Genomic DNA, 14,167 nt, shown 5'->3' on the forward strand with positions numbered 1-14,167 from the left:
ATGTGGGGGAGTAAATGAATCTCGTGAATCCGGGGGTATGCAATGCATCCCTGACGATCATCGATCGGCTCACAAGGCTTCTCATCTGTATCTCAATATAGAAAAAGCATGGCCGGCAGAAGGCTGTCGCTACTCTAAGAATTTCACGCCGGCCCGTGTACATCTTTGCGCCATTGTCTTGAGGTCGCCCGGCTTGGAATAATCTGAATCAAAAGTGAAAATAGAATCAATTGCATGGTCCTTGTGATGGTAGATATTAGGATGGGGCGGTTGAATTAAAAAGTGAACATTTGTCACTTCATGGTCAATTGTTAAATAATAGTGACGCTGATCCATGAAGTAACGGAACGTGCGTGCACCATCAGGCGAGTTATCGCATGAAGCATCGGGATAGAAAGGAATGCAAAGCATGAGTGAGAGGCAGGGTGCGACTCGCACGTGCCGAGTGCCGAGGGCGAGGCAGGCTAGTCAGCCCGTTGCATGCCCTGCGCGGGGGAAACGTGTCGTGCCGTTTGGCTGCAACGATCGAGATTCGCACACGCCGTTGCAGCGTGTGGTCCGCCGGATATCACGGAGCGGATTCGTGATTCGGTGCATCGACGGCACTACGCCGCCAACGTGCATCGACACTCAAACGCGGCTTTCGATCTGCATTTCGGCGCGACCATGAGCATCGGGCGAGGCTTTGGTCTGATCCAGTCGATATCCAAGCGTATACACGGCCGAGAGGCGCAAACCGTTCTCGATGCTCAGTTTCAACTTCTGCCGAATTCTGTAGATATGGGTATCGAGCGAACGCGATTCGGTTCCGAGCTCGCGCCCCCACGCCGTCGTTGCAAGAAGCTCGCGGGACATGATCTTGCCGAGGTTCTGAAACAGGCAGGCGACGAGCTGAAATTCCTTGGTCGTCAACTCGATCTTGCTGTCTCGAAGCCAGACCGCGCGTTCGACCGGATTCAGCATGTAATCGCCCGCGCGAATCGGCTCGTCGCGCTTGACGTTGCGCGCGACGCGGCGCAGCAGCGCATTGACCCGCGCCGCCAGCTCTTCCGCACGGAACGGCTTGCTCAGATAGTCGTCGGCGCCAGCCTCGAGTGCTCGCACCACATCGAGTTCCTGGACACGGCTGGTCAGAAACAGCACGCCATATTCGACGTCGGCGCGCGTGCGAATCCAGTTCAACACTTCGATACCCGTCATGCAGGGCAGATGCCAATCGAGCACGACCGCGTCGACGGATTCGGTTCGCAGGAACCGCAGTGCCTGCTCCCCGTTGACGACGACCTTGATCGTGTGACTGAAGGAGGCAAGCGCGCTTTGTACTTCCTCAGCTTGAATCGGATCGTCCTCCACCACCAATATGCGCATTCGTGCCCCCATGTATCGTGGCCAGCTTCTCGCCCGGCGCCCCGCCAGACACGCTTCCGTCATATAGCAAACGTTTGCGATTTGATGCATCCGGCGCGAACGGTGTGGAATATAAAGCAACACTAACGAAAGGAAATGTGACTTTTTGTGAAATTTGTCCGACGAATAGACGGGGCAAATAAAACCGGAAAAAATGACGACTTTTAGGGTAAGTTTTACCTCTGCGGGTATTTCGGCGCGGCCCTCGCCACCGTTACCTGAGCAACACCGTGGAACCCATATTCGACCCTATGGAGGGCCCGCAAGGTCGCGCTACGGCGTGACGTTTCGGCGGCCGGACGATCGAGCATGAAGGCCCGCCGGCCGCATCGTTCCCGAGTTGCAGCGTTCGGTTTGACGAACCGCCTCGGCGCCTCGTAAGCTCTTGCCCGCCATACCGGCGCCGTTACGCCACACGGCGCAGCTGATGCAATTAGGTACTTTCAAGGCCACCATGGAAATCAAATGGATCGAGGATTTCCTCGCGCTCGCGCAATACCAAAGCTTTTCCCGCGCGGCTGAATTTCGCAACGTCACGCAATCGGGCTTCAGCCGCCGCATCCAGTCTCTCGAGCAATGGATCGGCGCCGAACTGATCGACCGCAGCAGCTTTCCGCCGGTGCTGACGCCGGCGGGGCGCCTGTTTCGCGAAACGGCCGAGGACGTGCTCAGCCGCCTTTACGACACGCGCGCCATCATCCGCACGGAGCAGCGGATCGGCGGCAAGAGCCTGCAGATCGCCGCGGGCCATACGATCGCGCTGAGTTTCCTGCCGGCCTGGCTCAAGGCGCTTGCACCGCATTTCGGCGAAGTGCGGGCGCGCGTGATTCCGACCAATGTCCACGACTCGATCCTGATGCTCGTCAACGGCAACTGCGAGTTGATGTTCGCGTATCACCATCCCGAGCTTCCGCTCCATCTCGACCCCGCGAAGTACGAGCACCTGACCGTCGGCATCGACACGTTGATGCCGGCGTGCCGGCCGAACCGGCGATCGGCGCCCGCGTTCCGGCTTCCCGGCACGAAGCAGAATCCGCTGCCGCTGATTTCCTATACGGAAACCAGCTATTTCGGCCGGTGTCTCGCGCTGCTGCTCGGCCGTGCACCGGACGCGCCGGCCTTGCAGCTGCATTACGAATCCGACATGGCCGAGGTGCTGAAGAAGCTCGTGATGGAGGGCGAGGGCGTCGCATGGCTGCCCCGCAGCGCGATCGCCGCCGAACTGGCGGCCGGCGACCTCGTCCCGGCAGGCCCGGCGGTGTGGAACCTGGAAATCGAATTGCGCGTGTATCGCGACGTGTCCAATCGCAGCGAATTCCTCGACACGCTCTGGCAGCATCTGCGCGCGGAGCCTTCACGCCTCGGCTGAGCGGGTTTTCCCGCCTTATGCGGGGCTCGCATACCGCCATGTTGCACCCGCATCACGGTTTTTCCGGCCGTCCCTACCATTCGTTCCAACGGCAATGTGACGCGTGATCCGCGTCGCGCGGCCTTCTTCGCAGCGCTCGACGCGTTCCTGCGGCCGGGCGCCACTCAAGGACGAATGGACATGAAAAATCGCCTTACCTTAAGCATCGCAGTCGGCATGATCCTCGGTGTCGTCGCGGGCTATGCGTGTCACGCCAACATTGCGGACCCGGCCACGCTCAAGACGATCGCCGGCTATTTCTCGATCGTCACCGACATCTTTCTGCGCCTGATCAAGATGATCATCGCGCCGCTGGTATTCGTGACGCTCGTGTCCGGCCTCGCCGGCATGGACAGCGGCGAAGACGTCGGCCGCATCGGCCTGCGCTCGATCGGATGGTTCGTCTGCGCGTCGCTGATTTCGTTGAGCCTCGGCCTCGTCATGGCCAACGCGTTGCAGCCTGGCGCCGGCCTGAACCTCACGGAGAACGCGGGTGAGGTCAGCACCGGACTGAACACCGCCGCACTGAACGCCCGGGACGTGATCACGCATGCGTTCCCGACCAGCCTGCTCGACGCGATGGCGCGCAACGACATCCTGCAGATCCTGGTGTTCTCGGTCTTCCTCGGCATCGCGTTGAGTGCGCTGAAGCACGACAAGCGGGTCGGCGTCGTGATCCGGTCGATCGAGGGGATGGTGCCGGTGATGCTGCGCCTGACGAACTACGTGATGCGCGCGGCGCCGCTCGGCGTGTTCGGCGCGATCGCGTCGTCGGTCACGCTGCGCGGGCTCGACGTGATCTACACGTATGGGAAGCTGATCGGTGCGTTCTATCTCGGCCTGCTCGTCCTGTGGGCGATTCTGATCGGCGTCGGCTACGCGTTTCTCGGGCGGCGCGTCGGGAGCTTGCTGAAGGCCGTGCGCGAACCCGCGCTGATCGCGTTCTCGACGGCGAGCAGCGAGGCCGCCTATCCGCGCCTGACCGAGCAGCTCGAACGGTTCGGCGTCGACAAGAAGGTGGTGGGCTTCACGCTGCCGCTCGGTTACGCGTTCAACCTCGACGGATCGATGATGTATCAGGCGTTCGCCGCCATCTTCATCGCGCAGGCGTTCGGCGTGCACATGCCGCTGTCGGAGCAGGTGTTCATGTTGCTGGTGCTGATGTTGAGCAGCAAGGGGATGGCGAGCGTGCCGCGCGGCTCGGTGGTCGTGGTCGCGGCGGTCGCGCCGATGTTCCATCTGCCGGTGGCCGGCGTCGCGATGGTTCTCGCGATCGACCAGATCCTCGACATGGGCCGCACGATGACGAACGTGATCGGCAACAGCGTGGCGACGGCGGTGATCGCGAAGTGGGAGAGCCGGCGGTCCGCCAAATCGCCAGACGCCGTATTCGAGCAGCCGGAGCTGAACGCATGATGCACGCGGATATCGTGAATGCCCGGCGGAAATTCGGCGTCGTCGGCGGTCTCGGGCCGCTGGGGAGCGCCGACGTGTTCTTCAAGATGGTGAAGGCGACGCCTGCATCGTCCGACGAGGAGCATGCCGAAATGATTTTCGAGCAATATCCGTTCAAGGGCTCGGGGTCGGGCAGCGCGGCGACGATCGAACGCAAGCTGTACGTGTTCGACATGATTCGCGCGTTCGAGAGGCGCGGCGTGACGACGGTCGTGCTGCCGTGCTTTCTGAGCCACACGTTCATCGACGAGCTGAAGGCGAATACGCGCCTGCCGATCGTGGATATCGTCGAAGCCGTGCGCAGCCACGTGCGGCGCAAGTATCCCGACGCGACGCGCATCGGCGTGCTGGCGTCCGACTACGTGCGGGACAAGCGACTCTTCGACGCGTATTTCCCGTCGCCTCGGTTCGAAATCGTCCATCCGCGGGTGCACGACGGGATCGACCTCGTGACCGAAGCCATCTACGGCGCCGACGGCATCAAGCGCGGCAATCTTCGCGGCCGGCCGGTCGAGCTGCTGCGCCGCGCGTGCGCGGATCTTGCCGATCAGGGCGTGCAGGTCGTCGTCCCCGGCCTGACCGAGATCGCGCTGGTCGCGGATGAAATCGGCCCGCAGCGCGTGCCGCTCGTGGATTCGAACCTGGCGTATGCGCAGTACGCGGTGACCGGGCAGCCGGGGGTGCGCGCGGCGACGTTCAAGATCGGCGTGGTCGGCGGCGTCGGGCCGGCTGCGACGGTCGATTTCCTGGACAAGATCGTGCGCAATACGCCGGCGGCGCGCGATCAGGAGCACGTCAAGCTGCTGATCGAACAGAATCCGCAGATTCCCGATCGCACCGAGAACCTGGTGGGCACCGGCGCGGACCCGACGATCTCGTTGTACGCGACCTGCAAGAAGCTCGAGGAGGGCGATGCCGACGTCATCGCGATTCCGTGCAACACCGCGCATGCATTCGTCGAGCGGATGCAGCCGTACCTCGGCATTCCGATCGTCAACATGCTGACGGTCACGGTTGCTCACCTGCGCGACACGTATCCGGCGCTGAGGGAGGTCGGCGTGCTCGCGACGACCGGCACGATCGAAAGCGGTGTCTACGAGAAGGCGCTGGCGTCGCAAGGACTCCGGCAAGTCGCGCCGAAGCCCGCGTTGCAGGCGCGCGTGATGGAAGCGATTTACGGGAGGCAGGGCGTCAAGGCCGGCTTCACGACCGGGCAGTGCCAGGACGATATCGGCGCCGCCATCGAGGCGCTGATGGCCGAGGGCGTGCGCGTGATCGTGCTCGGCTGCACGGAATTGCCGATCCTGCTTCCGGGCGGTGAATATGTCGCGCGGAACGGGCATCGGGCAACGCTCGTCGACCCGACCGACGTGCTCGCCCGCACGTGCGTCGCCCATGCGACGGCGGGTGGCGGCTGAAGCGCATCGAGCCCGTGGCCGACGCCGACGGATCGTGTTGCCCCGCCCGCTCGTGGAAAACTGTATGAATATACAGTATAGTATCCGGCGAACTCGAGCGGCGCGGGCATCACCCGTGCGGCACGCGCGCCGCGCCTGCGGGCATCCGCCGCAGCGTTCCGGCACCGTGAATTCCGGCTAACTCCATTCAGACGGGCAGGCAAATTGTCATCCAGCAATCTGATCCGCATTCGCGGAGCACGTCAGCACAACCTCAAGAACCTCGATCTCGACCTGCGCACCGGCGAAATGACGGTCGTGACCGGCCCGTCGGGCTCAGGCAAGTCGAGCCTCGTGTTCGACACGCTGTATGCGGAAGGCCAGCGGCGCTACGTCGAGACGTTCAGCGCGTACGCGCGGCAATTCCTCGACCGGATGGACCGCCCGCAGGTCGAGCGTGTCGACGGCGTGCCGCCCGCGATCGCGATCGACCAGACCAACCCGGTCCGCAGTTCGCGCTCGACCGTCGGCACGATGACCGAGCTCAACGATCATCTGAAGCTGCTGTACGCGCGCGCGGCCGAACTGTTCGACCGCCAGACCGCGCGGCAGGTGCGGCATGACACGCCCGAGACGATCTACGCGGAACTCGTCGAGCGCACGCGCGGCGAGGATCCACGTGTCGTCGTCACGTTCCCGGTCGAGCTGCCGGAAAGCGCGTCCGAGGATGAAGTCGCGCAGTGGCTGTCCGCGAGCGGCTACACGCGCGTGCAGGCGCAGCGCGAAGTCGCGTCGCCCACGGGCCCGCGAAAGCTGCTCGACGTGGTGGCCGACCGTTTCCGCGTGCAACAGGCAGACAAGGTGCGCGTGGTCGAGGCGATCGAGGCGTCGCTGAAGCGCGGCGGCGGCCGCGCGAACGTCTACGTGCTCGCGCCTGAAGCGGAAAACGCACTTGCTGCAACTGTCGAGCCGCAGGTGTGGCGTTTCTCCACCGGGCTGCACGACCCCGACAGCGACCTGCGCTATGCGGAGCCGCAGGCGGCGCTGTTCTCGTTCAACTCGGCATACGGCGCATGCGAGACCTGTCGCGGCTTCGGCCGCGTGATCGGCGTCGATCTCGGCCTCGTGATCCCCGACGCGCGCAAGACGCTGCGCGGCGGCGCGATCAAGCCGATGCAGACGCCCGCATGGAAGGAATGCCAGGACGACCTGATGCGCTACGCGGCGAAGGCGGAGATCCGCCGCGATACGCCGTGGTCCGACCTGACCGACGCCGAGCGCGACTGGGTGATCAACGGCTCGCCGGACTGGAACGGCAAGTGGCAGAGCCAGTGGTATGGCGTGAAACGCTTCTTCGGCTATCTCGAATCGAAAGCGTACAAGATGCATATCCGCGTGCTGCTGTCGAAGTACCGCAGCTACACGCCGTGCGAGGTCTGCGGCGGCGCGCGCCTGAAGACCGAATCGCTGCAGTGGCGGCTCGGCTCGAAGGCCAATGCCGATACGGTGCTCGCGCCCTCGAATCGTTTCATGCCGCGCGGCGTCGACTGGACGCGCGCGCAGCTCGAGGCGCTGCCGGGCCTGACGGTGCATGACCTGATGCTGCTGCCGATCGAGCGCATTCGGCGTTTCTTCGACGAGATCACGCTGCCGAGCGCGCTGCTCGACGATGCCTTGAAGCTGCTGCTCGCCGAGGTGCGCACACGCCTCAAATACCTGTGCGATGTGGGGCTCGGCTACCTGACGCTCGACCGGCAGAGCCGCACGCTGTCGGGCGGCGAGGTGCAGCGGATCAACCTGACCACGGCGCTCGGCACGTCGCTGACCAAAACGCTGTTCGTGCTCGACGAGCCGAGCATCGGCCTGCACCCGCGCGACCTCACGCGGATCGTCGAGGCGATGCAGCGACTGCGCGACGCGGGCAATACGCTGGTGGTCGTCGAGCACGATCCGTCGGTGATGCTCGCGGCCGACCGGCTGATCGACATGGGCCCGGGCCCCGGCGAACGCGGCGGCACGATCGTCTACGACGGCACGCCGGGCGACATCCGTTCCGCGCACACGCTGACAGGCGAGTATCTCGGCGGCCGCAAGCACGTCGCGCATGCGTCGAACTGGGCGCGCCGCCCGGTGGACGCGAACACGCCGCGCATCGTGCTCGAAGGCGCGACCGAGCACAACCTGCGCGACGTGACGGTCGAGATTCCGCTGCAGCGGCTCGTGTGCGTGACGGGCGTGTCGGGTTCCGGCAAGTCGACGCTGCTGCAGGACGTGCTCTATCCGGCGATGGCGCGCCACCACGGCAAGGCGACCGAGTCGCCGGGCGCGTTCCGCAATCTCACGGGTGCCGACCAGGTCGGCGACGTCGTGTTCGTCGATCAATCGCCGATCGGCAAGACCACGCGTTCGAACCCGGCCAGCTACGTCGGCGCGTTCGACGAGATCCGCAAGCTGTTCGCGAAGGCGCCGCTCGCGCTGCAGCGCGGCTACGGCGCCGGCACGTTCAGCTTCAACTCGGGCGACGGCCGTTGCCCGACCTGCGGCGGCTCGGGCTTCGAGCACATCGAGATGCAGTTCCTGAGCGACGTCTATCTGCGCTGCCCGGATTGCGACGGCAGCCGCTACCGCGCCGAGATTCTCGAAGTGCGCATCGAGCGCGACGGCCGCGCGCTGAACATCGCCGACGTGCTCGATCTGACCGTCAGCGAAGCGGCGGCGTTCTTCGCGACCGATGCCGAGGTGCTGCGCGTGCTGCAGCCGATCGTCGACGTCGGCCTCGAATACGTGAAGCTCGGCCAGCCGGTGCCGACGCTGTCCGGCGGCGAAGCGCAGCGGCTGAAGCTGGCCGGTTTCCTCGCCGAATCGGCGGCCGCCGCGGGCGGGCGCCGGGTCGCGAGCGAGGAGGCGCGCATCGCGCGCGCGAAGCTGTTCATGTTCGACGAGCCAACCACCGGGCTGCACTTCGACGACATCGCGAAGCTGATGCAGGCGTTCGGCAAGCTGCTCGCGGCCGGCCATTCGCTGATCGTGATCGAGCACAACCTCGACGTGATCCGAGCGGCCGACTGGCTGATCGATCTCGGCCCGGAGGGCGGCGACGGCGGCGGCCTCGTGCTGTGCGCGGGCACGCCCGACGACGTGAAGGCATGCGCGCAATCGCATACCGGCGTCGCGCTGCTGCAGTACGACCGCGCGATGGACGGCGAAACCGCGCTCGCCGACGAAGGCGTGCCGCTGCAGGCCGTGCTGAACGCCGCCCGCGAGCGGCGCGCGATCGAGGGCGAGGACGTCGTGCGGATCGTCAACGCGCGCGAGCACAACCTGAAGGCGCTCGACGTCGACATCCCGCACGGCAAGTTCAACGTGATCACCGGCGTGTCGGGTTCGGGCAAGTCGACGCTCGCGTTCGACATCCTGTTCCACGAAGGCCAGCGCCGCTACCTCGAATCGCTGAACGCGTATGCGCGCTCGATCGTGCAGCCGGCCGGGCGGCCGGAAGTCGACGCCGTGTACGGCATTCCGCCGACGGTGGCGATCGAGCAGCGGCTGTCGCGCGGCGGCCGCAAGAGCACGGTCGCGACCACGTCCGAAGTCTGGCACTTCCTGCGGCTGCTGTACGTGAAGCTCGGCCTGCAGCATTGCATCCACGACGGCACGCCCGTCACGTCGCAAACCGTCGAATCGATCGCCGCGCAGCTGCTGCGCGACCATCGCGGCGAGCACGTCGGGCTGCTCGCGCCGCTCGTCGTCAACCGCAAGGGCGTGTATACCGATCTCGCGAAGTGGGCGAAGGCGCGCGGCAGCACGCATCTGCGCGTCGACGGCGAGTTCGTGACGGTCGATCCGTGGCCGAAGCTCGATCGCTTCCGCGAGCACACGATCGAATTGCCGGTGGCCGACATCGTCGTGTCGCCGGACGACGAGGCCGAGTTGCGGCGCGTGCTCGACGAGACGCTCGAGCTCGGCAAGGGCGTGATGCACCTGCTCGCGCCGCTCGACGGGCTGCACCACGCGATGCAGAACGATCGCTCGACCGCGCGCGTCGGCGAGATCAAGGTGCTGTCCGTCAAGCGCGCATGCCCGGTGTGCGGCACGAGCTACCCGGAACTTGATCCGCGGATGTTCTCGTACAACAGCAAGCACGGCTGGTGCACGACCTGCGTCGGCACGGGCGTGACGCTCACGCGCGAACAGCGCGCGGCGTATGACGACACGGTGCTCGCAGGGGACGATCGCGGCCGCGAGCAGACTTTGCCGTCGGACGAGCAGGAACCGGAAGGCGTCGGCAACGAGCCGTGCCCGGATTGCAGCGGCACGCGCCTGAATCCGTCCGCGCGCGCGGTCACGTTCGATGCGCATCCGATCGTCGAGGTCGCGCAGTGGACGGTGTCCGATACACGCCGCTGGATCGACGCGCTGAAACTGACGGGGCGCGACGCGCAGATCGCACGCGACATCGTCAGCGAGATCGGCAGCCGCCTCGCGTTTCTCGAGGAAGTCGGGCTCGGCTACCTGAGCCTCGATCGCGCGGCACCGAGCCTGTCGGGCGGCGAAGCGCAGCGCATCCGGCTCGCGGCGCAGCTCGGCAGCAACCTGCAGGGCGTGTGCTACGTGCTCGACGAGCCGACGATCGGCCTGCATCCGCGCGACAACCAGATCCTGCTGGATGCGCTGCGCAAGCTCGGCGACAAGGGCAACACGCTCGTCGTCGTCGAGCACGACGAGGACACGATTCGCCGCGCCGATCACATCATCGACGTGGGCCCCGGCGCCGGCAAGCGCGGCGGCACGCTGGTCGCCGAGGGCGCGGTCGCCGATCTGGCCGCGCAGCCGGATTCGGTGACGGGGCACCTGCTCGCGCATCCGATGACGCACCCGCTACAACCGCGCCGTGCGGTGAGCCTGCCGGGCAAGCAGGGCGCGTCGGCGGTGCCGGAGAGCTGGCTGACCGTGCACGGCGCGACGCTGCACAACCTGCGCGACGTCACCGTCGGCATTCCGCTCGCGCGGCTCGTCGCGGTGACGGGCGTCAGCGGTTCGGGCAAGTCGACGCTCGCGCGCGACGTGCTGATGACGAACCTGCTCGATGCGGTGGGCCGCTCGGTGCTGTCGTCGCCGGCCACGCGGCGCGCACGCAAGGCCGCGCAGCAGGATGCGCCGGCCGCGAACCGCCGCTCGAGCGTGCTCGCGCGCAGCGCGCCGCGGCCGTCGTTGAACGTCACGCATGCGTGGCAGGGCTGCGAGTCGCTGAGCGGCTGGGAACGGATCGACCGCGTGCTCGAGGTCGACCAGACGCCGATCGGCAAGACGCCGCGCTCGTGCCCGGCCACCTACATCGGCGTATGGGACACGATCCGCAAGCTGTTCGCCGATACGCTGGAAGCGCGCGCGCGCGGCTACACGGCGTCGCGTTTCTCGTTCAACACCGGCGACGGGCGCTGCCCGGCCTGCGAAGGGCAAGGCGTGCGCACGATCGGAATGAGCTTCCTGCCCGACGTGAAGGTGCCGTGCGACGTGTGCCACGGGCAGCGCTTCAACCCGGAGACGCTCGCGGTCACGTGGCGCGGCCGGAACATCGGCGACGTGCTGACGATGGAAATCGACGAAGCGGTGGAGTTCTTCGCGCCGATTTCGAACATCGCGCATCCGCTGCAGCTGATGAAGGACGTCGGCCTCGGCTACCTGACGCTCGGCCAGCCGTCGCCGACGCTGTCCGGCGGCGAGGCGCAGCGCATCAAGCTCGTCACCGAGCTCACGAAGGTGCGCGACGACATCACGCGGCGCGGCCAGAAGGCGCCGCACACGCTGTACGTGCTCGACGAGCCGACGGTCGGTCTGCACATGGCCGACGTCGCGAAGCTGATCCGCGTGCTGCACCGGCTGGTCGACGGCGGGCACAGCGTGGTCGTGATCGAGCACGACCTCGACGTGATCGCGGAAGCCGACTGGATCATCGATCTCGGTCCGGAAGGCGGCGTGGGTGGTGGCACGATCGTCGCGGCGGCGCCGCCGGAAGGGCTCGCGCAGGTGAGGGCGAGCCATACCGGGCAGGCACTCAAGCCCGTGCTGGCGCGAACGGCGACCGAAGACGCCGTAGCTGCGCGACAGGGAGAAGCGCGGGTCGGTTGAACGCGGTGCTTCATGTGAACGGCCCCGGTGTCCGCTCAGACACCGGGGCCGCTTTTACATGCATCCGTGCGGTCAGCCGCGCAATCTCATTCGCCCTTGACGCCGATCGTCTCGATGATGGTCTCCAGTTGCGGGCTCATCGGCAGGTTGAGACTCATGCCCGACGGAAGCGGGCGCAGGAACCAGCGCTTGTACTGTCGCGTGATCTCGCCGTCGACGGCCAACTCCTCGAACGTGCTTTTCACGACCTGCGCGAGCTGCGGATCGTCCTTGCGGAACATGATTCCGTACGGGTCATATGACAGGAAATCGCCAACCACGTCGTACTTGCCGCCCTTGCCCGCGTTCTCGGCTATCAGGCCGTACAGCAGCACGTCGTCCGTCGCGAACGCGTCGGCTTGACCGTTCGCGACGAGCGCGAAGCCCTGCGCATGGTCCGGCACCACCTGCAGCTGGATCCCGAGCCTGAACCGCGCGTCCAGGTCGCGCAGCGCCTTCTCGTTGGTCGTGCCGGCGGTCACCGCGACTTTTTTGCCCGCGAGATCGCGGAACGAGCGGATCGGCGAGCCTCGCTTCACCATCACCTTCGTGCCGGCCACGAAGATGATCGGCGAGAACGCCACGCGCTTCTGGCGCTCCAGGTTGCTCGTCGTGGAGCCGCATTCCAGATCGACCGTGCCGTTGACCACCGCGTCGATGCGGTTGTCGGACGTGACCGGCACCCAGCGGATCGTCAGGCTCTTGTTGACCGCATCCTCGATCGACGACACGAGCGCCTTGCAAAGCTCGATCGAATAACCGATCGGCTGGTTGCGCGCATTCAGGTACGAGAACGGGATCGACGCGTCGCGATAGCCGATCGCGATCGTGCCGCTGCTGCGCACCTTCGCGAGCGTGCCGGTCAGTTGGGCCGGCGCGAACGGCTCGACGCGCGGCGTCGTGGACGGCGCATCTTCCGCGTGCGCGGTGGCGCTCGCGGCAAGCAGGCCTGCGAGCGCGAGCGCACGCCAGAATCGCTGCATCTTCATCGCCGGGCCTCCGTCAGACATCCGCCGGATGCGCGATCGTCCCTTCCTGCTCCGCGTCGATGCGCGCCAGGTTGGCCTCGGCTTCCGCCTCCGACATGAGCTGGCCTTCCCACTTCGCAACCACGGCGCTGGCGATCGAGTTGCCAACCGCGTTGGTGGCCGAGCGGCCCATGTCGAGGAACGTGTCGACGCCGAGGATCAGCAGCAGCCCGGCCTCCGGAAGCCCGAACTGGTGCAGCGTGGCGGCGATCACGACCAGCGACGCGCGCGGCACGCCGGCCATCCCCTTCGACGTGAGCATCAGGACCAGCAGCATCGTGATCTGCGTGCCGAGCGATAGATGAATGTTGTACGCCTGCGCGATGAACAGTGCCGCGAAGGTGCAGTACATCATCGAGCCGTCGAGGTTGAACGAATAGCCCATCGGCATCACGAAGCTCGAAATTCTGCGCCGGACGCCGAACCGGTCGAGCGCGTCGAGGATCTTCGGATACGCGGCTTCCGAGCTGGCCGTCGCGAACGACAGCATGAACGCTTCCCTGATCAGCACCAGCAGCTTGAATACACGGCGGCCGAGGAACAGCAGACCCGCACAGACGAGCAAGGTCCAGAGCAGGAACAGGCTCACGTAGAAGTCGCCCATGAACACCGCGAACTTCAGCAACACCGACAGCCCGTTGACCGCGACCGTCGCGGCCATCGCGGCCAGCACCGCGAGCGGCGCGAGCTTCATCACGTAGCCGGTGATCTTGAGCATCACGTGCGACAGCTGGTCGATCGCGGCCACGAGGATCTTGCCGCGCTCGCCGAGCGCGGCGAGCGCCACGCCGAAGAACATCGAGAACACGACGATCTGCAGGATCTCGTTGTTGCTCATCGCCTCGGCGAACGACCTCGGCACCATGTGGCCGACGAAATCCTTGAGCGTGAACTTGGACGTCGCGAGATTCGCCGATGCGCCGATGTCCGGCAGCGGCAGGCCGAGGTTGTCGCCGGGCCGCAGCAGGTTCGCCATGAATAGCCCGAGCAGCAGCGAGATCAGCGACGCGGTGATGAACCAGCCGATGGATTTCGCGAACACGCGCCCGACCGATGCCGCGTCGCCCATGTGCGCGATGCCGACGACCAGCGTGGAGAAGACGAGCGGCCCGATCACCATCTTGATCAGGCGCAGGAACACGTCGGAGATGAGCGAGATGTATCCGGCGATCTCGGTGGTGGCCTTTTTGTCAGGAAAGCTCGTGAAGATCATGTAGCCGATCAGGATGCCTGCCACCATCGCGATCAGGATCCAGACGGCTGCAGCATTTTTTTTCTGCATCGTGAGCCTCCCATGCACCGGT

The 14,167-nt window shown here is 65.7% G+C and carries 7 protein-coding genes; 4 read left to right on the forward strand and 3 right to left on the reverse strand.

Annotated elements, in window-relative coordinates; genetic code table 11:
• Window positions 1-630: 630 nt before the first annotated feature.
• Window positions 631-1,380, reverse strand: coding sequence for a response regulator transcription factor (locus ACV22W_RS05765; protein WP_448018287.1), 750 nt, complete (start codon window positions 1,378-1,380; stop codon window positions 631-633).
• A 481-nt stretch (window positions 1,381-1,861) separates the two neighbouring features.
• On the opposite strand from ACV22W_RS05765, the gene ACV22W_RS05770 reads away from it, so the two are divergent.
• From ACV22W_RS05770 to uvrA, 4 genes are all read left to right on the forward strand, one after another.
• Window positions 1,862-2,776, forward strand: a complete 915-nt coding sequence (locus tag ACV22W_RS05770) for a LysR substrate-binding domain-containing protein (protein ID WP_448018436.1) — start codon at window positions 1,862-1,864, stop codon at window positions 2,774-2,776.
• 180 nt (window positions 2,777-2,956) lie between these two features.
• Complete coding sequence (locus tag ACV22W_RS05775; RefSeq protein ID WP_448018288.1) at window positions 2,957-4,231, forward strand: dicarboxylate/amino acid:cation symporter; 1,275 nt, start codon at window positions 2,957-2,959, stop codon at window positions 4,229-4,231.
• On the forward strand, window positions 4,228-5,688 hold the full coding sequence (locus tag ACV22W_RS05780) for an amino acid racemase (protein ID WP_448018289.1): 1,461 nt from the start codon (window positions 4,228-4,230) through the stop codon (window positions 5,686-5,688). Before ACV22W_RS05775 ends, ACV22W_RS05780 begins: the two co-directional genes overlap by 4 nt.
• Window positions 5,689-5,892: 204 nt before the next feature.
• Window positions 5,893-11,796: an excinuclease ABC subunit UvrA gene (gene uvrA, locus ACV22W_RS05785; RefSeq protein ID WP_448018290.1), complete on the forward strand. Its 5,904-nt coding sequence runs from the start codon at window positions 5,893-5,895 to the stop codon at window positions 11,794-11,796.
• An 86-nt stretch (window positions 11,797-11,882) separates the two neighbouring features.
• Here the strand turns inward: uvrA and ACV22W_RS05790 are convergent, their stop codons facing one another.
• Together ACV22W_RS05790 and ACV22W_RS05795 are read right to left on the reverse strand one after the other, a co-directional pair.
• Window positions 11,883-12,824, reverse strand: coding sequence for an amino acid ABC transporter substrate-binding protein (locus ACV22W_RS05790; protein ID WP_448018291.1), 942 nt, complete (start codon window positions 12,822-12,824; stop codon window positions 11,883-11,885).
• A gap of 13 nt (window positions 12,825-12,837) precedes the next feature.
• The gene (locus tag ACV22W_RS05795) at window positions 12,838-14,145 is read right to left on the reverse strand and encodes a dicarboxylate/amino acid:cation symporter (protein ID WP_059814745.1); all 1,308 of its coding nucleotides are present in this window, start codon (window positions 14,143-14,145) and stop codon (window positions 12,838-12,840) included.
• Window positions 14,146-14,167: the final 22 nt, after the last annotated feature.

The organism is Burkholderia sp. AW49-1, from assembly GCF_053427845.1.

Bases quoted from the DNA above. Each gene is read 5' to 3' on its own strand.
- ACV22W_RS05780 (WP_448018289.1), top strand. From the start codon at position 4,228: ATGATGCACGCGGATATCGTGAATGCCCGGCGGAAATTCGGCGTCGTC.
- ACV22W_RS05775 (WP_448018288.1), top strand. From the start codon at position 2,957: ATGAAAAATCGCCTTACCTTAAGCATCGCAGTCGGCATGATCCTCGGT.
- ACV22W_RS05765 (WP_448018287.1), bottom strand. From the start codon at position 1,380: ATGGGGGCACGAATGCGCATATTGGTGGTGGAGGACGATCCGATTCAA.
- ACV22W_RS05795 (WP_059814745.1), bottom strand. From the start codon at position 14,145: ATGCAGAAAAAAAATGCTGCAGCCGTCTGGATCCTGATCGCGATGGTG.
- ACV22W_RS05770 (WP_448018436.1), top strand. From the start codon at position 1,862: ATGGAAATCAAATGGATCGAGGATTTCCTCGCGCTCGCGCAATACCAA.
- ACV22W_RS05790 (WP_448018291.1), bottom strand. From the start codon at position 12,824: ATGAAGATGCAGCGATTCTGGCGTGCGCTCGCGCTCGCAGGCCTGCTT.